General features: G+C 66.8%; 20 protein-coding genes, 1 tRNA gene and 1 pseudogene. 15 read left to right on the forward strand and 7 right to left on the reverse strand.

The features are described from left to right. Positions 1-86 precede the first annotated feature (86 nt). The 4 genes and pseudogenes from CFB18_RS11230 to CFB18_RS11245 form a co-directional block, all read right to left on the reverse strand. Positions 87-932 carry an ABC transporter permease gene (locus tag CFB18_RS11230; RefSeq protein WP_088571891.1) on the reverse strand — a complete coding sequence of 282 codons (846 nt, stop codon included), beginning with the start codon at positions 930-932 and terminating at the stop codon, positions 87-89. Continuing rightward, a pseudogene (locus tag CFB18_RS11235) lies at positions 929-1,819 on the reverse strand (ABC transporter ATP-binding protein); the annotation flags it as partial. The pseudogene CFB18_RS11235 and the gene CFB18_RS11230, both read right to left, overlap by 4 nt. 150 nt (positions 1,820-1,969) lie before the next feature. Beyond that, positions 1,970-2,473 carry a signal peptidase II gene (gene lspA / locus CFB18_RS11240; protein WP_088571893.1) on the reverse strand — a complete coding sequence of 168 codons (504 nt, stop codon included), beginning with the start codon at positions 2,471-2,473 and terminating at the stop codon, positions 1,970-1,972. A gap of 232 nt (positions 2,474-2,705) precedes the next feature. Beyond that, positions 2,706-3,044 carry a TraR/DksA family transcriptional regulator gene (locus tag CFB18_RS11245; protein WP_088571894.1) on the reverse strand — a complete coding sequence of 113 codons (339 nt, stop codon included), beginning with the start codon at positions 3,042-3,044 and terminating at the stop codon, positions 2,706-2,708. 349 nt (positions 3,045-3,393) lie between these two features. Here CFB18_RS11245 and CFB18_RS15380 point away from each other — a divergent pair, with 349 nt between their 5' ends. The 12 genes from CFB18_RS15380 to CFB18_RS11300 all read left to right on the forward strand — a co-directional run bounded on the left by CFB18_RS15380 (position 3,394) and on the right by CFB18_RS11300 (position 13,280). Further along, a complete protein-coding gene (locus tag CFB18_RS15380) occupies positions 3,394-3,567 on the forward strand; it encodes a hypothetical protein (RefSeq protein ID WP_159461723.1) in 174 nt (57 codons plus the stop codon). A 34-nt stretch (positions 3,568-3,601) separates the two neighbouring features. Continuing rightward, positions 3,602-3,937 (forward strand): hypothetical protein, encoded by a 336-nt coding sequence (locus CFB18_RS11250; RefSeq protein ID WP_088571895.1) that lies wholly within the window; start codon positions 3,602-3,604, stop codon positions 3,935-3,937. A gap of 123 nt (positions 3,938-4,060) precedes the next feature. Further along, on the forward strand, positions 4,061-5,146 hold the full coding sequence (locus tag CFB18_RS11255) for a PstS family phosphate ABC transporter substrate-binding protein (protein ID WP_088571896.1): 1,086 nt from the start codon (positions 4,061-4,063) through the stop codon (positions 5,144-5,146). Between the two features lie 174 nt (positions 5,147-5,320). Continuing rightward, positions 5,321-6,211, forward strand: a complete 891-nt coding sequence (gene pstC / locus CFB18_RS11260; protein WP_407084013.1) for a phosphate ABC transporter permease subunit PstC — start codon at positions 5,321-5,323, stop codon at positions 6,209-6,211. A gap of 15 nt (positions 6,212-6,226) precedes the next feature. Further along, the gene (pstA, locus tag CFB18_RS11265; protein ID WP_088571898.1) at positions 6,227-7,084 is read left to right on the forward strand and encodes a phosphate ABC transporter permease PstA; all 858 of its coding nucleotides are present in this window, start codon (positions 6,227-6,229) and stop codon (positions 7,082-7,084) included. Positions 7,085-7,094: 10 nt separating this feature from the next. After that, positions 7,095-7,868, forward strand: a complete 774-nt coding sequence (gene pstB, locus CFB18_RS11270) for a phosphate ABC transporter ATP-binding protein PstB (protein ID WP_088571899.1) — start codon at positions 7,095-7,097, stop codon at positions 7,866-7,868. A gap of 9 nt (positions 7,869-7,877) precedes the next feature. Continuing rightward, positions 7,878-9,047: a phosphate signaling complex protein PhoU gene (gene phoU, locus CFB18_RS16575; RefSeq protein ID WP_088571900.1), complete on the forward strand. Its 1,170-nt coding sequence runs from the start codon at positions 7,878-7,880 to the stop codon at positions 9,045-9,047. Positions 9,048-9,258: 211 nt separating this feature from the next. Continuing rightward, on the forward strand, positions 9,259-9,762 hold the full coding sequence (locus tag CFB18_RS11280; RefSeq protein ID WP_143597592.1) for a hypothetical protein: 504 nt from the start codon (positions 9,259-9,261) through the stop codon (positions 9,760-9,762). Positions 9,763-9,808: 46 nt separating this feature from the next. Further along, the gene (locus tag CFB18_RS11285) at positions 9,809-11,161 is read left to right on the forward strand and encodes a glycerate kinase type-2 family protein (protein WP_088571953.1); all 1,353 of its coding nucleotides are present in this window, start codon (positions 9,809-9,811) and stop codon (positions 11,159-11,161) included. A 48-nt stretch (positions 11,162-11,209) separates the two neighbouring features. Then, the gene (mobB, locus tag CFB18_RS11290; RefSeq protein WP_088571902.1) at positions 11,210-11,728 is read left to right on the forward strand and encodes a molybdopterin-guanine dinucleotide biosynthesis protein B; all 519 of its coding nucleotides are present in this window, start codon (positions 11,210-11,212) and stop codon (positions 11,726-11,728) included. Between the two features lie 393 nt (positions 11,729-12,121). Then, positions 12,122-12,373, forward strand: a complete 252-nt coding sequence (locus CFB18_RS11295) for a hypothetical protein (protein ID WP_143597593.1) — start codon at positions 12,122-12,124, stop codon at positions 12,371-12,373. 831 nt (positions 12,374-13,204) lie between these two features. Further along, a tRNA-Arg gene (locus CFB18_RS11300) sits at positions 13,205-13,280 on the forward strand. A gap of 91 nt (positions 13,281-13,371) precedes the next feature. Here CFB18_RS11300 and CFB18_RS11305 read toward each other — a convergent pair. Both CFB18_RS11305 and CFB18_RS11310 read right to left on the reverse strand, forming a co-directional pair. Further along, entirely contained in the window at positions 13,372-14,355 is a 984-nt protein-coding gene (locus tag CFB18_RS11305) for a uroporphyrinogen decarboxylase family protein (protein ID WP_088571904.1), read from the reverse strand. Beyond that, the gene (locus CFB18_RS11310; protein ID WP_159461724.1) at positions 14,342-14,641 is read right to left on the reverse strand and encodes a tetratricopeptide repeat protein; all 300 of its coding nucleotides are present in this window, start codon (positions 14,639-14,641) and stop codon (positions 14,342-14,344) included. Before CFB18_RS11310 ends, CFB18_RS11305 begins: the two co-directional genes overlap by 14 nt. A 129-nt stretch (positions 14,642-14,770) precedes the next feature. Here CFB18_RS11310 and CFB18_RS11315 point away from each other — a divergent pair, with 129 nt between their 5' ends. From CFB18_RS11315 to CFB18_RS11325, 3 genes are all read left to right on the forward strand, one after another. Next, positions 14,771-15,346, forward strand: coding sequence for a phosphoribosyltransferase family protein (locus tag CFB18_RS11315; RefSeq protein ID WP_088571906.1), 576 nt, complete (start codon positions 14,771-14,773; stop codon positions 15,344-15,346). Positions 15,347-15,373: 27 nt separating this feature from the next. Then, positions 15,374-15,757, forward strand: coding sequence for a zinc ribbon domain-containing protein (locus tag CFB18_RS11320; RefSeq protein WP_088571907.1), 384 nt, complete (start codon positions 15,374-15,376; stop codon positions 15,755-15,757). Between the two features lie 106 nt (positions 15,758-15,863). Continuing rightward, complete coding sequence (locus tag CFB18_RS11325; RefSeq protein WP_088571908.1) at positions 15,864-16,985, forward strand: cation:proton antiporter; 1,122 nt, start codon at positions 15,864-15,866, stop codon at positions 16,983-16,985. Between the two features lie 4 nt (positions 16,986-16,989). Here CFB18_RS11325 and rocF read toward each other — a convergent pair whose 3' ends face one another. After that, entirely contained in the window at positions 16,990-17,889 is a 900-nt protein-coding gene (gene rocF, locus CFB18_RS11330) for an arginase (RefSeq protein ID WP_088571909.1), read from the reverse strand. Positions 17,890-18,041: the final 152 nt, after the last annotated feature.

Here is an 18,041-nt window from a genome sequence, read left to right on the forward strand (position 1 = left end):
GGCCGACGCCCGGGGCGCAGCGCCCCAAAAGGCTGATTTCAATCGGCACCAAGACCTTCCCCCATCCTCGGCATGTGCCGACCGTTTCAGGCCCCGAAGGCCTCATACCGTCGGATCCCCAGCCGCCAGAGCAACGTCACCAGGGAGACCGCTACCGCCAGCCAGAGGATCTGGGCCAGGAACCCCTGCGCGATGCGGTCCGGCGGGAGACGGCCCAGGAGCATCTCCAGGGGGAAGGAGAGCATCAGCGGGAAGGGCGTCCAGCTCAGGGCGCTCCGGATCCCCTCGGGCATCAGGGCCAGGGGGATCACATAACCGGATCCCAGCGCTTTGATGAAGAACCAGACCTCATGGAAAGCCACTGCCTGGGAGGTCCAGAAGGCGGTGAGGCCGATGGCATACTGGAAGAAGAACTCCAGCAACAGGGCGAGGAACGTCGCCAGGAGGACCCGGACGACGTTCACCGGGGCGAGATCCAATTGAGGGCCCGGATACAGATAGAGGGCCAGGGCGATGGGCGGGCCGACCAGCAGGGCTTGCAGGGGGCGGGAGGCCAGGGTGCGCGCGAGGTCGTAATGCAGCGGATGGAGGGGACGGAGCAGCCGCGCGCTCAACCCCCCGGTCCGGATGTCTCGGTTGAGGTCCCACACGATCCAGACGCCCGTCATGCGGCGCAGGAAGATGGCCGCCAGATAATACCCCACAAAGGTCCCCGCGTCGAAGGAGCCGACGGGGCCCTCCTGCGCCATGGAGAGCCAGACGGCGAGCATCACCAGCGGCACCGCCCCCGATAGGATCCAGATCAGGATCTGGATCCGGTACTCCAGGGTGCGGGCCCAGTAAATGCGCAACAGCGTGGGATAGGCCCGCAGCGTGGCGGCCGCAGCGGCCCATCCTTCCGAGAGCGCGGTGGGGCGCGGGGAGCTGTTCATTCCCCCTCCTCTTGCGAGCCCGATCCATAGGTATCTAACGCGGAGGCCTCCGCGAACACCCGCCGGATGACCTCCTCGACCGGTGGCTCCTCGATGGCCAGGTCGGTGATCGGGAGGGCGGTCAGCATGGCCGCAGCGATCTCCGCCGTGCGGGCTCGCGGCACCCGCAGCTCGGCCCGGTGGGAGTTCAGGCTCAGCACCTCCCCATATGGGGAGAGCGCGCTGGCGGAGAGCGATTGGGCCATGGTCACCCGCACGATGCGGTAGGGCGTCACCCGTTCCGCCAGATCCTCCAGGTCCCCATCGTAAAGCAGGTGCCCTCGATGGATCACCAGCACCCGCCGGCAGAGGGCGGCCACGTCGGCCATGTAGTGGCTGGTCAGCAGCACCGTTGCCCCCGTGCGGCGGTTGTATTCCCGGATGAACTCTCGGATCCGGGCCTGCATGGTCACATCGAGGCCGATGGTGGGCTCGTCCAGGAACAGCACCTGCGGCCGGTGGAGGAGGGCGGCGGCCAGCTCGCACTTCATGCGCTCCCCCAGGCTGAGCTTGCGCACCTGCTTGGTGAGCAACCCCTCCAGATCCAGCAGCTCGGCCAGCTCATCCAACGTGCGTCGGAACTCCGCCTCCGGGATCCCGTAGACCGCCTGGTTGAGCAAGAAGGTTTCAATGGCCGGCAGGTCCCACAGCAACTGTTGCTTCTGGCCCATCACCAGCGTGATCCGGCGCAGGAAGGCCCGCTCCCGACGCTGGGGGATGAACCCCAGCACCCGGACCTCGCCGGCGGTGGGGTGTAGCAGTCCTGCCAGGACCTTCAGGGTGGTGGTCTTGCCGGCGCCGTTCGGCCCCAGGAAACCCACGATCTCCCCGGGATCGATGGTGAACGAGATGTCCTCCACCGCCCGGACCACCCGATACTGCCGACGGAAGAAAGAGCGCACGGAGCCCATCAGCCCGGGGGCCTTGTGATGGACGGTGTAGTATTTATGAAGGTGACGGACCTCAATGGCATGCATGGGATCGATCCAGGCATCGCGTCACGGGTTCTGGCCGGGATCCTCCGGCGGGGGGGACGCGGCCGGGGCGCGCGGTTTGCCTTCCTCCAGGAAGAGGAGCAACAGCACCATCCCGACCACGATGGCGCTGTCGGCCAGGTTGAAGACCGGCCAGAACTTGAAGTCCAGGAAGTCAGTGACGAAGCCGAAGCGCAGCCGATCGAGCAGGTTCCCGAAAGCCCCGCCCAGCTGCAGGCCCAGGGCGATCTGAACCGGCCAGCGGGCGGTGGCGAGCTGTCGGGTGTAGAGCAACAGGAAGGCGATGACCACCACGGCCACGGCGACCAGGACGGAGCCCCACTCCCGGAACAGGCCGAAGGCGATCCCCGTGTTGGTCACGTGGGTGAAGGTGAAATAGCGGGCCAGGGCCGGGATGGGCGCCCACGATTCATACAGGGCCAGGTTCTCCCGAACCCAGGCCTTGCTCCCCTGATCGGCGGCGAAGGTCAGGATCGCCACCGCCCATAACAACCCGCGTCGCCCCATCCGAAATCCTCCTCCGCGCGCTGCATGGTTCCACTCAAGCCCCGAACGTCTGCCTCAGGGATCGAAGCCGCCCTCGCCGGGCGCGGGCAGGGCCCCAATCCGGGGAAGCGTCCACGGATCTCGATGCGGAGGCATCGATCCGATCTCCGAAGACCTTCGCACGCGCTCCTGCCCGCACGTTCGGGCTCCTGTTCGCGGACGGCCCCCGTCGCGCATCCCTCCCGCGTCCGGCTTACCGCTCCCGACGGGCCTGGCATTCCAAGCAGAAGGCGGCGAAGGGGAGGGCCTTCAGCCGGGCGACCTCAATCGGCCGGCCGCAGTCCTGGCAGATCCCATACGTGCCCTCCTCCATCCGTCGCAGGGCGGCTTCCACCTCGCGCAGGCGGGCCTCCAGGTGGCGACGCAGGGTCACCCGGGTCGCCTGATCCATCACATCGGTGGCATCATCGGCCATATGATCATGGTAGCCGATGCCCTCCGGCGCCCGGGCATCCAGGCGCGCCAGCTCCTCCCGCAAGCGGCTCCGCTCCTCCTCCAGCGCTTGACGCAGGGACTCAAAAGGGATCGTCATCGGCCGCCCCTTTCTGTGCCACACAAGCCTGAGGATCAGACTTCTGGGATGCCTCGAAGGAGTTCGAATCCCAGAAAATTGTAAAACAAAACGGTGGATATGGATGCCAGGGAGCGGACCGCTGGATCGCCTGGATCAGATCCGTGCATGGCCCTACGAAGCCGAAGGACCTGCGGGGGAAACCGGTGGGCTCCCCCCAGGATGGCGGCTGTGGTTTCTCCCTCCAGAGCGAAGGCGTCGATGTCAAAAAGATTTAACGATCCTTTTAAGAAACTGGGAAGGTCCCTTCACCCCGCTTTGGGGGGACGCCGGTAAGATGAGGGTGGAATCTCGGAGAAGGAGGCTGCATATGGAGACAGTGGTGCAGATCGATGAGCGGCTCCGGCAGCTCCGGGAGGAGCTCACCCGGATGGTGCGCAACGGGGAGGATGAGGAGGGGCTCCGCTTGCGACGCATGCTGGCGGAGCTGGAGCGCCTGGAGGCGCTGCGTCGGGAGCTGCGGGCGTGGCGCCAGGCGGCATGATCGGTTCCGATCGCCGATGACCCGGGAGGGAAAGATGCGCCCCTCGGTAGCGGAGGAGTTCGCGGAGTGCCTGCCGGCGTGGAGCCGGCTGCAGCACCGGCCGGAGGGCCTGCAGCCCGGCTATGCGGATCTGGCCGATCTGCTGTTCGCCCTGGACTCCGGCTGGGAGATCGATCCGCCGGTTTATGCCTATCAGGAGACAGGCTGGCGTCCTTACTACCATATCCTTCTCAAGCGCGAGGGGCGCTACGTGCTGCTGAGCCTGCCGGACACGGAGGCCCTCCGCGCGTTCCTGAAGGAGAACGGGATCCGCGTGGAGGTGCGCTCCACGGGCTCTCCAGCGCGCCGGGGGAAGCGAGATTCGAGGTAGATCTCCTCTCGCCGGGCCGGGTCGTCGCGCCGCGCATGCGGAGAAGCGATGGCTTGGCGCGGGGAGAAGAGGCGCCCGAACTCCCTCCCCGATCCACCACATCTAACTGATGGGAGGTGTGTGATGAAATGGCGTTCTGTTCTCAGCAAGGCTGCGGCTTTGCTGGTGATCGCGGCGGTGGCGTGTCAGGCGGCGCCCACCCCTGCCCCGACGGCTCCTTCTCAAGCCCAAGCTCCCAGCCCGACCGCTCCTGCCCCAGCCCAGGCTCCTACCCCCACTCAGGGGCCTGCCCGCCTGAGCGGCGAGATTAAGATCGATGGATCCTCCACCGTCTACCCGATCACGGAGGCGGTCGCGGAGGAGTTCCAGAAGGCCAACCCCGACGTGAAGGTGGTGGTGGGGATCTCCGGCACCGGCGGGGGTTTCAAGAAGTTCTGCAACGGGGAGACGGACATCTCGAACGCTTCGCGTCCCATCGTGCAGAAGGAGATCGACACCTGCGCCCAGAACGGCATTGAATATATCGAGCTCCCGGTGGCCTATGACGCCCTCTCAGTGGTGGTCAACCCCCAGAACGACTGGGCCGCTTGCATGACCGTGGCGGAGTTGAAGAAGATCTGGGAGCCGGATGCCCAGGGGAAGATCACCCGCTGGAACCAGGTGCGGCCGGAGTGGCCGGACGCCCCCCTCAACCTCTACGGCGCGGGCACGGACAGTGGGACCTTCGACTATTTCACCGAGGCCATCGTGGGCAAGGCCAAGTCGAGCCGGGGCGACTACACCGCCAGCGAGGACGACAACGTCCTGGTGCAGGGGGTGGCCAACGATCAATACGCCCTGGGGTATTTCGGCCTCGCCTACTACTTCGAGAACCAGGACAAACTGAAGGCGGTTGCCATTGACAACGGGAAGGGCTGTGTGCTCCCCTCGGAGGAGACGGTGCGGGATGGAACTTACCAGCCCCTCTCCCGCCCCCTCTTCATCTACGTGAACCGCAAGGCCGTGGATCGCCCGGAGGTGGAGGCTTTCGTTCGGTTCTACCTCGAAAAGGGCCCCGCCCTGGTCAAGCAGGTCGGATACGTCCCGTTGCCGGATACGGTTTACCAGCTGGCCCTGAAGCGCTTCGAGGCTCGCAAGGTGGGGACCTTGTTTAAGGGCGAGCCCCCGGTGGGGCTGTCGATCGAGGACCTGTTGAAAGTGGAGCAGTGAAGCCTTCCGGAGGTCCGGGAACGGCCCGGATTGCCTATACTTGATAGAGGGTATGGGGGGCGGCGTCCCCAAAGGCGCCGCCCCTCGCACGATCCTCCGCTCGTGGAGCCAAGATCGATGGGATTGACCGCTCGCTCGGTAGTGGAGATCTCTACGGCCCGTCTCCAGAGGGGCATGGCGGCCCGCTGGCGGGAATGGGGGGAGCTGGCCGTCCAGGCCCTTCTGTTCTTCGCGGCCATGGTCTCCGTCTTCACCACCATCGGCATCGTCGCCGTCCTCCTGGTGGAGGCCCTCCCCTTCTTCCAGCAGGTCTCTCTGAAGGAGTTCCTGCTGGATCCCCAGTGGACGCCGCTGTTCGCCCAGAAACATTTCGGGATCATGCCGCTGGTGGCGGGAACGTTCCTCACCTCGGCGGTGGCCGTGGCCCTGGCTATGCCGGTGGGGCTGCTGAGCGCGATCTACCTTAGCGAATACGCCTCGCCGCGAGTCCGGGCTGTCTTAAAGCCCGCCCTGGAGATCCTGGCCGGCATCCCCACCGTGGTCTACGGATACTTCGCGTTGCTCACCGTCACGCCCCTTCTGAAGCGGATCATCCCGGATCTGGAGACCTTCAACGCCCTCAGCGCCGGCCTGACCATGGGCGTGATGATCATCCCCCTGATCTCCTCCCTGAGCGAGGACGCCCTGTATGCGGTCCCTTCTTCGCTGCGGGAGGCGGCCTACGCCCTGGGCGCCACGCGCCTGGAGGTGGCGGTGCGCGTGGTGATCCCGGCAGCCCTCTCCGGGATCGTGGCCTCGTTCATCCTGGCGGCCTCCCGCGCCGTCGGGGAGACGATGATTGTGGCCATCGCCGCCGGGCAGCGACCGACGCTGACCCTGGATCCCCGGCGGGCGATCGAGACGATGACCGCTTATATCGTCCAGGTCAGCCTGGGGGACACCCCTCACGGCACCCTGGAGTTCCGCACGATCTTCGCGGTGGGCCTGGTGCTTTTCCTGATCACCCTGGTTCTGAACCTGATTGCCATACGGATCATCGAGCGCTATCGGGAGGTTTATCGGTAGGCCGGAGGTGCGCGCATGGGACATCGGCAACGGCGGGAGCTGTTAGGGAAGCTGTTCGAGGGGATCGCGCTGGCAGCCACGGTCTTCGGCTTGCTGGTCCTCGCCTTCCTGCTGCTCGACGTGGCCCGCCGGGGGCTGGGGGTGCTCTCCTGGTCCTTCCTCACTTCCTATCCCTCCCGGTTCCCGGAGCAGGCGGGGATCCGCTCCGCGCTGCTGGGGACCGTCTGGGTCATCCCGCTGACGGCGCTCTTCGCGGTGCCCCTGGGGGTGGCCGCCGCCATCTACCTGGAGGAATACGCGCCCCGCAACCGGCTGACCCGGCTCATCGAGCTGAACATCAACAACCTGGCCGGCGTGCCTTCGATCATTTACGGCCTGCTGGGGCTGGAGCTGTTCGTCCGGGCGATGCGGCTGGAGCGCAGCATCCTGGCCGGCGCCCTCACCCTCAGCCTGCTCATCCTGCCCATCCTGATCACCGCCTCCCGGGAGGCGCTGCGGGCGGTTCCGATGAGCCTGCGGGAGGCCGCCTTCGCCCTGGGGGCCACCCGCTGGCAGGTGATTCGCCATCAGGTGCTGCCGGTGGCCTTCCCCGGCATCCTCACCGGGATGATCCTGGCCCTCTCCCGGGCCATCGGGGAGACGGCCCCGCTGATCACCATCGGGGCCTTGACCTTCATCGCCTTCGATCCTAAGAGCCCCTTCGATAAGTTCACGGTGCTCCCGATCCAGATCTTCAACTGGGTCTCTCGACCCCAGGCGGGCTTCCACGCCCGCGCAGCGGGGGCCATCCTGGTGTTGCTGGCGGCTTTGCTGTCGATGAACGGGCTGGCCATTTACCTCCGCTATCGCTCGCAGCGGCGCTATCAGTGGTGAGGGGGAACATATGGAGGAGATCGTCCTGGAGACGCAGAACCTCACCGTCTACTACGACGGCCGTCCGGCCATCGAGGGGATCTCCATGAAGATCCCCCGCCGGCGGATCACGGCGATCATCGGACCCTCCGGGTGCGGCAAAAGCACCCTGCTGCGTTGCTTCAACCGGATGAACGACCTCATCCCCTCCGCCCGCGTGACCGGCCGGGTCCTGTTTGAGGGCCTTGACCTCTACAGCTCGGATGTGGATGTGGTGGAGGTGCGGCGGCGCATCGGGATGGTCTTCCAGAAGCCGAATCCCTTCCCCAAGAGCATTTATGAGAACGTGGCCTTCGGCCCGCGCATCCAAGGAATCCGGGACCGGCGCAAGCTGGATGAGATCGTGGAGCGCTGTCTGCGGGCGGCGGCCCTGTGGGACGAGGTCAAGGACAAGCTGCACCAGAACGCCCTGACCCTCTCCGGCGGCCAGCAGCAGCGCCTGTGCATCGCCCGGGCCCTGGCCACCGAACCCGAGGTGCTGCTGATGGACGAGCCGGCCTCCGCCTTGGACCCCATCGCCACCATGAAGATCGAGGATCTGATGCGGGAGCTGGCCCGGGAATACACCATCGTGATCGTCACCCACAACATGCAGCAGGCCGCCCGGGTGAGCGATTACACGGCCTTCATGCTGGCCGGGGAGGATCGGGTAGGACGGCTCATCGAGTTCGGGCCCACCCAGCAGATCTTCACCCGCCCGCGGGATCGACGCACGGAGGACTACATCACCGGACGGTTCGGATGAGGAGGGTGGATGAGCTCGCGGAAGCCGCGCGTGCTGGTGCTGTGCACCGGGAACGCTGCCCGCAGCCAGATGGCGGAGGGGCTGATCCGCGCCGCCCTGGGGGACCGGGTGGAGGTCTTCTCCGCCGGGACCCATCCGGCCGGCTACGTGCACCCGATGGCCATCCAAGTGATGCGGGAGATCGGGATCGACATCTCCGGCCAGCGCAGCAAATCGCTGTCCGAGTTCATCGGACAACCCTTCGATCTGGTCCTCACGGTCTGCGACGATGCGGCCGAGGAGTGCCCCGTCTGGCCCGGCCAGGGCGAGCGGATGCACATCGGTTATCCCGACCCCGGCCGGCGGGCCTGGGACGAGGAAGGGATGCTGGAGGAGTTCCGCGAGGTCCGGGATCGGATGCGGGAGGAGCTGCTCCCGGCCCTGCGGCGCTGGCTGGAGCGATGGGAGCCGGAGCAGAGGATGCTTGACCGGGCGCCGGCCGGGGATTACCATACGGGCGCCAGGTCCGGGAAGGAGGGGCTGATGCAGGCGCGAGTGATGCTGGAGCGCGATCTGAGCGCTATCCGTCAGGATGTGCTGCGGCTGGGGGGGATGGTGGAGCAGGCCATCGATCGCTGCATCGAAGCCCTGAAGCGGCTGGACGTGGGGATGGCCCGGGAGATCATCGCCTTCGATGAGGAGATCAACCGGATGCGCTATCAGATCGAAGAGGCATGCCTGGAAACCATCGCCACCCAGCAGCCGATGGCCAGCGATCTGCGGGCCATCATCGCCGCCATGTTCTGCGCCACCAACCTGGAGCGCATGGGCGATCACGCCAAGAGCATCGCCAAGCTCACCATCGAGATGGCCGACGAACCCCTGCTCAAGCCGCTCATCGACATCCCCCGCATGGCCCAGATCGCCAAGGAGATGTTGCGGCAGGTCCTGGAAGCCTATGTGGAGCAGGATGCGGAGAAGGCCCGCGCGGCCGTGGCCCGGGACGACGAGGTGGACGCGCTGGACGAGCAGGTCTACCGGGAGCTGATCACGTATATGATGCAGGACCCGCGGACGATCTTCCGGGCCACCCGCCTGCTCTGGATCTCCCACAACCTGGAGCGCATCGCGGACCGGGTGACCAACATCGCAGAGCGGGTGATCTTCATGGTCACCGGGGAGCTGCAGGAGCTGAACTGAGCCCGGGCGAGGCAAGGGGTATAAGACAGGCGTTCTCCCTGAAAGACGAGCCAGGAGCGCTTATCTTCCGAAGGCGTTCTCTCGGGAACGCATTACGCGCATGGCCTTCCGCCGGCCTCAGGGGACCCGGAGAGCGGTTGCCGGGGAGAGCAAGCGGAGTGGAATCCGCCCCCGGCGTTTCCCTTTTTTGTTGTATCAGCGGCTGGCTCGCATGTATCGAGGCCCCGCGTGGTGGATCGCGCTCCTGGCCCTCGGGCTGTATTATCTCCCCCTGATCGCTGAGGTCGATTATCCCTGGCCTCCGGAACAGGACGCCCTGTTGCTGATCCTGGCGGGAGCCGCCCTGGGGGTCTGGCTGGTCCCGGAGATCGGCAGCCGGCTCTCCGGGGTGGAGCCCCGCCCGGAGGCCCTGATCTTCCGGGCCCCCTTCTTCGCGCTCCGGGTCTCCTACCGTCGGATCCGCGCCACCCGCCCCACCCGTTTCTCGGAGATCTTCCCACGCCTCCCCTTTCGCCACCGACGGTGGGTGGAGCCTTTTTACGACCACACGGTGCTGGTGATCGAGACCGCCGGCTACCCCATCCCCACCCGTTGGATCCGCTGGCTGCTGGGCCCTTATCTCTGCCTGCCTGAGGGCACCGGCTTCGTCTGCCTGGTCTCCGATTGGATGGCCCTGAGCCGGACGATCGATCACTACCGGGAGCAGCATCGCTAAAATGGAAGGTGGAGAATCCACCTCTCTCCTCGAGGAGCGCAAAGGGATGTCGGTCGAAAAGGAAGAGCATGCCCTTCGCCGGGATGCCCTGCAGATCCTGCACGCGGCCCTGGGCGCGGTGGACCCGAGCGCTGCGGTCCGCCGGCACGTCCGCCGGGAGGGGAACCAGCTCCTCATCGGGGGGGAGCGCTTCGACCTGGAGCGCTACCGTCACGTGTTCGTGCTGGCCTTGGGCAAGGCCGCCTACCCGATGGCCTATGCCCTGCAGGTGCTGCTGGGCAGCCGCCTCGATCGGGGAGTCCTGGTGACCAAATACGGGCACCTGGCCGCCGCCCTCGACGAGCGCTGGACGGTGGTCGAAGCCGGGCATCCGGTCCCAGACGAGAACAGCGTGCGGGGCGCCCAGGCCCTGGCTGCCCTAGCCGAACAAGCCGGGCCGGAGGACCTGATCCTCTGCGCCCTCAGCGGGGGAGGCTCCGCCCTGGCCACGTGGCCGGTGGAGGGCCTCAGCCTGAGCGATCTCCAGGCGGTGACGGACCTGCTGTTGCGGGCGGGGGCCACCATCCACGAGCTGAACGCCGTGCGCAAGCATCTGGATCGGATCAAGGGGGGAGGGCTGGCCCGGTTCGCCTACCCGGCCACCGTGGTGACCCTGGTGCTCTCCGACGTCGTGGGCGATGATCTCTCGGTGATCGCCTCGGGACCTATGGCCGCCGATCCGTCGACCTTCCAGGATGCCTGGCGGGTGCTGAACCGCTACGGCCTGCTCGAGCGCGTCCCCCTGCCGGTGCGCCTTCACCTGGAGGCCGGGCTCCACGGGCGGATCCCTGAAACCCCGAAGCCCGGCGATGAGATCTTCCAGCGGGTGTTCCATCACATCATCGCCAGCAACCGCCTGGCCGCCCGCGCCGCTCTGGAGGAAGCGGCCCGCCTGGGCTATCATCCGCTTCTGCTCTCCACGTTCATGGAAGGGGAGGCCCGCGAGGTCGCTCGGGTGATCGCCGCCATCGCCAAGGAGATCGCCGCCACGGACCAACCGGTCCCCCGCCCGGCCTGTGTCGTCTGGGGCGGCGAGACCACGGTCACCGTGCGCGGGAGCGGTCGGGGCGGACGGAACCAGGAGCTGGTGCTGGCAGCGGCCATCGCCCTGCAGGGCTGGCCGGATTGCGTGGTGGCCTCCATGGGGACCGATGGGATCGATGGACCGACGGACGCGGCCGGCGCCCTGGCGGACGGCGAGAGTGTGCACCGGGCTTACCTCCTGGGCCTGGACGCGATGGCTCATCTGCATGCCAACGATGCCTACGCCTTCTTCGAGGCTCTGGGGGATCTGATCCGCACCGGGCCGACGGGGACCAACGTGAACGACATCGGGGTGTTGCTGGTGGGCCCGAAGTGAGCCGGGGCGCTGTTCCCCTCCTTCGGATCAAAACGTGGGAGATCCGCCATGCGCCGTGCTTCTCCTCCCTGGATCTGCATCGTCGGAAGATCGGGCGCGGGAAAGACAACGGTCCTCGAGGGATTGGTGCGGATCTTCCGGGGATGGGGGCTCCGGGTGGGGACGATCAAGCATGATCCCCACGGGGAGATGGAGTGGGATCAGGTCGGGAAGGACACGTGGCGGCATCGGGAGGCCGGAGCGGACCTGGTCATCGGCGTGACGCCGCGCTGGCTCTGGATCTCCCGGCGCCTCGAGTGCCCCCTCACCCTGCGTGACCTCGTTCAGGAGCTCCAGGGGGTGGATGTGATCCTCGTGGAAGGCTTCCACACGGAAGCCGCCCCCAAGGTGGAGGTGATGCGTTCGGAGACAGGGCTGGAGCCGGTGACCCAGCCAGGGGAGCGCTGGGCGATCGTATCGGATGTGCCCCTTGAGCTGGGGGCCCCCTGCTTCCGGTTTGGGGAGCTGGAGGAGCTGGCGCGGTTCCTGGCCCGGCGCCTGGGGTTGCCGGGAGCAACTCCCCGTTGAGGATGCGCCGTCCCCCTCATAGCCGTGAAGACGGCGCTCCGAGGCACGTTCGGGCCCCTCGTCTCTCCATCGACGGGCAGGAGCACGCTTTTTCTGGGAGGCGATGGAGAACCTCCACGGTTCAGGAACCTGCGCGCAGGGGGTCGTGATGTCCGTGCTTCCTCATTCACCCGCAGGGTCTCGGTGTGGCTGGTTTTATCCCTGCTGTCCACCACATGGCCCCTGCCCTTCAGACCTTCTGGGATCCCCTCAACGGCAACGATGGGCTCGGCGGCTTTCACCTCTCCCCTCTCCACACCGATGCCGTTCCCTTCGCCTTCGGTGCTCACCAGCCCCCTTCCCGCCCCGCCCGCGTCAGCACCGACCCTCGGCCTGACCGTGTGGACCGAGCCGGTGGGTGTCGCGCTGGGCGAGACCGTCACCTCAACGTTGAGGCTGGAGGACCCTGCGGATCCCATCTCCTGGCCGCTCGTGGCCCTTTTCCGATACGAGGAGGCCGCGAAGCGCTGGGAGCGGCTCCTCACCATCCGCCGCTGGGAAGGAGAGGACCTAGTGCTCACAGCGAAGGTTGAGGAAGAGGAAGAAGGAACCTTCGCCGTGGCCCTGTCCACTCAATCCGACATCGGCAACTATGCGCAGCCCTGACAACCGACGGTGCGCGACTTTCAGGACGACCGTCACCGGGCAGAGTCCATATCTTACCGGCGCGGCCTACAACGCGCTGGGCCGGCCGCTGCAGCAGAACTGGGGGAACGGCCGCGTCACCGCCTACGCCTACCACCTGCAGAGCGCGCGGCTGGTGCAACTGATGGTCTCCGGCAACCTTCTGGACCTGCGTTACGGCTATGACCGGGTGGGGACATCACCGCCATCACTGACACGGCGAACGGCGGCCAGGTGCAGACTTTTGGGTATGACGCCTGCGACCGGCTGGTGTGGGCGCGCACCCGTGCGGCGGGCAACGGGCAATACAGCGAAACCTACGGCTATGACCGGATGGGGAACATCGTCACGCGGACGGTGGGCAGCCAGACGATCACGTATACCTATGGCTGTCCGCCGATGATCGCCCCCACCCTGCCGTCGACGTTGCCGCAGTCGATCTTGCCGGCGAGGAGGGGTATGAGCCGAAACCGGCAGATCCGAGGGCTCCGAAGTCACTCTATGAACTCCACGATCCGTGCCCTCAGCCTTGACAGAGTGCGCGGATTGTGCTATCGTAGAGCCAGCCCGGTGAGCAGTCCATATCATTTTACGCTACGGCAGGATTCATCGATGGCTCAGCCGGAGCATCCCCGATTCACCGCTTCCGAGCCAGGGCTCGACTTCCTGCAGAGGCGAGCCGTTTCTTCCCATCGGTTCTCCACGGTTTCTCTAAAGAGAGCACGCTGACTTCGGCGCCGGCCGGTCCGTAGGGGTATCCCCTGGGACTTTTTTCCTATCCCGGTTGGGTGGATTTTTCTTTACACTAAGATCGCCCCCTTAGCTCAAAGGGAAAGAGCGGCCGCCTTCTAAGCGGCGTGTCCGGGTTCGAATCCCGGAGGGGGCGCCATCCCGGCGCAGAGGGCTGGGAAAGCAAACGGCCCTCTGCGCGCTTTTTTTGAAAAGCCCTGTGTTCCGGGCGGAGGAGGGATGAGCGGAACTTACCCGGGGGGCATCTCCACGGCGCGGCGGGCTGCCCGCAGGTTGACTTCAGGAGCGTGGATAGGGACCACACAACCGGTGCCCAGGATGAAGCGCCGGCCTCCGGTCTGGGCGATGGCCTCCCGGGCCTCTGCGATCACCCGCTCCGGCGTCCCCCGCACCAGCGTGCTCACCCGGGAGAGCCCTCCGAGCACCGCCCCAGGGACCTTCCGCTGCGCCTCCGCCAGGGCCGGCGGGGTCTCCCGATCATGCCAGTTCCAGACCGCCACCGGATAATCCACGAACAAGTCGAACATCACCGCCTCGCCGTGCAGGTGGAGGAGATTCAGCCAGGCCCCGCCCGCTTCCCTCAGGATCGCCTGATCATACGGACAGCCGAAACGCCGGTATTCCTCGGGCGAGAGCAGCAGATACGAGGCGTGCTGCACGGCGTAGAAGATCCCATCCACCCCCCGTGCGAGGGCAGCCCGGACGAAGCGACGGGTGCTCTCGGTGATCGTCTCCAGTCCCCTCTCCAGGGCCTTCGGGGCCTGGCGCAGATGCAGCAGCAGCCGCTGGGAGCCGGCCAGGTTCTTCGCCTGAGCCAGGGGGCTGAACACGGTGACCACCAGGGGAACTTCGGGGAGGGCCTGCCGGATGCGGGCCACCGCTTCAAGATGCTCCCCGAGGACCCCCCGCTCGGGATCCAGCACGGGCAACCTTGTCCAGTCCTCGGGATCCTGAACCGGGTGCTGGATGTAGCGCCGGGTTCCTTCGGTATCCCCTTCCCAGACGTCCTCCGCCCCCCAATCCCGGACGCAGTAGCTGGAGGCGGGGGTGATCTTGACGAAGTCGAAATCGAAGCGCTGCTGGAATTCCACCACTGCGTCGGCGAAGGCCTGGGGATCCTGATCCGCCACCGGGAAGTGGCGCCAGAGGGCCACCGGCGGGCGGTCCACCGGCTCGCCCCGCAGGGCCGCCTGGAGACGTTCACGCTTCTCCATTGGATCCTCGCAGCCACTGGAGATGAGCCTGGGTCAGGCGGGAGAGGATCTGGGCCTTGCCCCGGTCCTCCACCGTGGGAAGCAAGGTAAGGACCTTCTCGAAGGCCGCGATGGCGGTCTCCTTGCGGCCCGCCGCCTTCGCGGCCAGGCCCAGGCCGTAATAGGCGTCGATGGCGTTCCCATCCACCTCGATGGCCTTGCGGAATTCCTCGATGGCCTGTTCATACTGGCGCTGGGCGTGGAGCTCCCACCCCCGATCGATATGTGCCGCCGCGCGCTCCGACATCCCGTTTTCCTCCAGAGGGCTCTGGATGATCCACCGCATCTATGGGGATTATAGCGGATCCGGAGAGGGAATAACCAGGGGCTGGAGGGTGATATAATATCCCCGGCATCTTGGGAGGAGGTGGACCCGATGGGCCCGAAGCGCGAGACCTACACGGTGGAGATCGCCGGCTTGGTCCGGCATCTCCCGCTGTTCGAGATCGCCCCCGGCGTGCGCATCGCCATCTTCAACATGCTCGGGGACACGGAGGTGGTCCTGGCGGCGGCTAAAGAGCTGGCCCGGCGGATCCCCAAGGAGGCCGAGGTGATCGTCACCCCGGAGGCGAAGGCCATCCCTCTCGCCTATCAGCTTTCCATTGAGACCGGCCTCCCCTACGTGATCCTGCGCAAAAGCTACAAGCCCTACATGGGCGAGGCCCTGAGCGCCGAGACCCTCTCCATCACCACCGGCCAGCCCCAGACCCTCTATCTGGATGAGAAGGATATCGAGCTGGTCCGCGGCCGGAAGGTGGTGCTGGTGGACGATGTGATCTCCACGGGCTCCACCCTCCAGGCGATGCGCCTGCTGATGAACAAGGCGGGCGCCATCGTGATCGCCGAGGCCGCCGTGTTCACGGAGGGGGAGCGAGCGAAGTGGCGGCATATCATCGCCCTGGGCCATCTGCCCATCTTCACCGCCAATTCCAAGAATGCGAAGAAAGAATGATTCCACGCTGTCTGTAAGGGGGAGCCGATGCTGTTCATCCGATACCGTTACGTGCGCGTCTTCATCGCCTTTCTCGCCCTTCTGTGGCTGGGGATCTGGCTTGCGCTCCGGCCCCAGGGCCCGGCCCTCATCGGCATCGGGCTGGTCCTGATCATGACCGGGCTGGCCCTCATCGTCCCGCCCGGGGTTTACGCCTGGCTGATCACCCCGACCTGCCCGCAGTGCGGAGGCCGGCTCCGTTGGTCAGCGATCCAGCCGGACGACCATGACCCCTATGTGGAGGAGCTTCGGGTAACCTGCGCGCGATGCGGCTGGGGCCGCCTGGAATTCCGGAACCTCGTAGGGCCTCTCGTGGCCGGGCCGGCGTATCCGGAGCCGGGCATGGCGGAGGGCCGCGGGGCGGGGCGCTGAAGCCTCCCGTCCCTGGACCGCGGCGTTGCCCCCGGGGAGGGAGGGCCGCTCTCTTCTCTCCCCGGGGCTTCTTTGAGCTGGGCGGGCGCCTGGTGCGGAGAGGGAAATGATCCTGATCGAGCTGGGAGCGATCTTCCTAGGCCTGGCTTTGATCCACCGCCTGGCGCATCGCCTCGCCTTCTCCCCCATCCCCCTCGTCCTGCTCGTCGGCCTGGCCTTCGGCGAAGGGGGTCTCCTCGCCCTCCGGTTGAGCGAGCCCTTCGTCCGGACCACCGCGGAGATCGGCGCCCTCCTCCTGCTGTTCATGCTGGGCCTGGAATACAGCGGTCGGGAGTTGCGGGATGCGCTCCTGGCTCACTTCTCGGACAGCCTCGTGGATGCCTTCCTGAACTTCACGCCGGGCTTTCTGTTGGCGCTGGCGCTGGGGTGGGGGTTGCCTCTGGCCCTCTTGATGGGCGGGGTGACCTTCGTCACCTCCTCCGGCATCCTCGCCCATCTGATCGACGAGCTGGGATGGGAAGGCCGTGCGGAGGCGCGCGTGGCTGTCTCCCTCTCGATCCTGGAGGACCTGTTGATCGCTCTCCTGCTGCCGCCGGTGATGGTGCTCTTTTTTCGAACCGGCGAGGCGGCCATCGGGCCGCTGGCGCTGTCCCTCCTCTTGTCCGTCGCCGCCATGGGGACCGCCATTCGCTACGGCCAAGTCCTCAGCCGGGCCATCGATCACGAGAACGAGACAGTGCTTCTGCTTTCCCTGTTCGGGCTGGTGCTGCTGGCGGGAGGGATCGCCCTGGCCCTTCAGATCCCGGCGGCCGTGGGGGCCTTCCTTTTGGGGATCGCGATCTCGGACCCGGTGAAAGAGCGGGCCCGGCGGCTGATCGGGCCGGTGCGGGACCTGTCCGCCACGGTTTTCTTTCTCACCCTGGGCCTACGCACGGATCCGGGGCTGCTCCTCCCCGTCCTGCCTCTGGCGGTCCTCCTCGCACTGGCCACCGGGCTGACCAAGGGACTCACGGGATGGATCGCGGCCCATCGGGCGGGGATCCGGGGATGGGCGCGCGGTCGGGCAGGGGCGCTCCTGATCGCGCGGGGGGAGCTCTCCGGGGTGATCGCCGGGCTGGTGGGCCTGACTCTGCCCACCGTGACCTTTGTTCCTCTTGTCACCGCATATGTGCTCCTCAGCACGCTCCTGGGGCCGCTGGTGGTCCACTGGTTGCCCCGGGAGGGATAGCGCGCTACAGGATCTGCTGACCCAGCAGGGAGGCGAGCAGCTCCACGGCCAGCTCGGCGGTGCGATTGCGCTCGTCCAGGATCGGGTTGATCTCCACCACGTCCACCGAGCCCACCCGGCCGCTATCTGCCAGGATCTCCATCATCAGATGGGCCTCGCGATAGGTCAGCCCGCCGGGCACCGGCGTGCCCACCCCGGGCGCCACCTGGGGATCCAGGACGTCGAGGTCCAGGCTGACGTGGAGGCGCGGCCACGCCTTCAGTCGGGTGAGGGCCTGCCGGACCACCGTGGCGATCCCCAGCTCGTCGATCTCCCGCATGGTGAAGACCAGCATTCCGCTCTCCGCCATGGCCCGGCGCTCCTCGGGATCCAGGGAACGCACCCCGATGAGGACGATCTGTTCGGGCCGGAGCTTGGGCTCCGGCCCACCGATCTGGATCAGGCGGGGGTGGCCCCGGCCGACCAGATGGGCCAGCGGCATGCCGTGGATGTTGCCGGAGGGCGAGGTCTCCGGCGTGTTGAAATCCCCATGGGCGTCGATCCACAACACGCCGGTCGGTCCCGCCGCAGCGATGACCCCGGCGATCGTCCCCATGGCGATGGAATGATCCCCTCCCAGGATGATCGGGAAGCGCCCATCCGCCACCGTCTCCCGCACCGCCTGGAACACCCGTTCACAGGCTTCAGCCACTGCCTCCAGGTGGCGCATCCCGCCAGGGCCGACGGCGCGCACCTCCTCCGGGACCGGCACGATGATGTTTCCTCCGTCCTCCACCTGGTAACCCAGGCCCTCCAGGCGGGCCTGCAGACCAGCGTAGCGGACGGCGCTGGGCCCCATGTCCACGCCGCGCCGCCCCTGCCCCAGGTCCATCGGCACGCCCAGGATGCGGACCACGCGTCGCATCTTCCCTCCGTATCGTTCCCGTGATCGTGTCAAATGAATTCGGCCGCAGGAGGCCACCGGCCGACTCAGCTTGCGGGTCGAATGAATTCGACCCCCACAGGTCTTCGGCCCGCGGTCGGCCTGCGCCAACCGGGAAGGTGTCTTTTGCGTCG

Source organism: Thermoflexus hugenholtzii JAD2, from assembly GCF_900187885.1.
Lineage (GTDB): Bacteria > Chloroflexota > Anaerolineae > Thermoflexales > Thermoflexaceae > Thermoflexus > Thermoflexus hugenholtzii.

What these genes read in the sequence shown, in the direction of transcription:
- CFB18_RS11230 (WP_088571891.1), bottom strand. Translation starts at nt 932, where the DNA reads ATGAACAGCTCCCCGCGCCCCACCGCGCTCTCGGAAGGATGGGCCGCT.
- lspA (WP_088571893.1), bottom strand. Translation starts at nt 2,473, where the DNA reads ATGGGGCGACGCGGGTTGTTATGGGCGGTGGCGATCCTGACCTTCGCC.
- CFB18_RS11245 (WP_088571894.1), bottom strand. Translation starts at nt 3,044, where the DNA reads ATGACGATCCCTTTTGAGTCCCTGCGTCAAGCGCTGGAGGAGGAGCGG.
- CFB18_RS15380 (WP_159461723.1), top strand. Translation starts at nt 3,394, where the DNA reads ATGGAGACAGTGGTGCAGATCGATGAGCGGCTCCGGCAGCTCCGGGAG.
- CFB18_RS11250 (WP_088571895.1), top strand. Translation starts at nt 3,602, where the DNA reads ATGCGCCCCTCGGTAGCGGAGGAGTTCGCGGAGTGCCTGCCGGCGTGG.
- CFB18_RS11255 (WP_088571896.1), top strand. Translation starts at nt 4,061, where the DNA reads ATGAAATGGCGTTCTGTTCTCAGCAAGGCTGCGGCTTTGCTGGTGATC.
- pstC (WP_407084013.1), top strand. Translation starts at nt 5,321, where the DNA reads ATGGCGGCCCGCTGGCGGGAATGGGGGGAGCTGGCCGTCCAGGCCCTT.
- pstA (WP_088571898.1), top strand. Translation starts at nt 6,227, where the DNA reads ATGGGACATCGGCAACGGCGGGAGCTGTTAGGGAAGCTGTTCGAGGGG.
- pstB (WP_088571899.1), top strand. Translation starts at nt 7,095, where the DNA reads ATGGAGGAGATCGTCCTGGAGACGCAGAACCTCACCGTCTACTACGAC.
- phoU (WP_088571900.1), top strand. Translation starts at nt 7,878, where the DNA reads ATGAGCTCGCGGAAGCCGCGCGTGCTGGTGCTGTGCACCGGGAACGCT.
- CFB18_RS11280 (WP_143597592.1), top strand. Translation starts at nt 9,259, where the DNA reads ATGTATCGAGGCCCCGCGTGGTGGATCGCGCTCCTGGCCCTCGGGCTG.
- CFB18_RS11285 (WP_088571953.1), top strand. Translation starts at nt 9,809, where the DNA reads ATGTCGGTCGAAAAGGAAGAGCATGCCCTTCGCCGGGATGCCCTGCAG.
- mobB (WP_088571902.1), top strand. Translation starts at nt 11,210, where the DNA reads ATGCGCCGTGCTTCTCCTCCCTGGATCTGCATCGTCGGAAGATCGGGC.
- CFB18_RS11305 (WP_088571904.1), bottom strand. Translation starts at nt 14,355, where the DNA reads ATGGAGAAGCGTGAACGTCTCCAGGCGGCCCTGCGGGGCGAGCCGGTG.
- CFB18_RS11310 (WP_159461724.1), bottom strand. Translation starts at nt 14,641, where the DNA reads ATGTCGGAGCGCGCGGCGGCACATATCGATCGGGGGTGGGAGCTCCAC.
- CFB18_RS11315 (WP_088571906.1), top strand. Translation starts at nt 14,771, where the DNA reads ATGGGCCCGAAGCGCGAGACCTACACGGTGGAGATCGCCGGCTTGGTC.
- CFB18_RS11320 (WP_088571907.1), top strand. Translation starts at nt 15,374, where the DNA reads ATGCTGTTCATCCGATACCGTTACGTGCGCGTCTTCATCGCCTTTCTC.
- CFB18_RS11325 (WP_088571908.1), top strand. Translation starts at nt 15,864, where the DNA reads ATGATCCTGATCGAGCTGGGAGCGATCTTCCTAGGCCTGGCTTTGATC.
- rocF (WP_088571909.1), bottom strand. Translation starts at nt 17,889, where the DNA reads ATGCGACGCGTGGTCCGCATCCTGGGCGTGCCGATGGACCTGGGGCAG.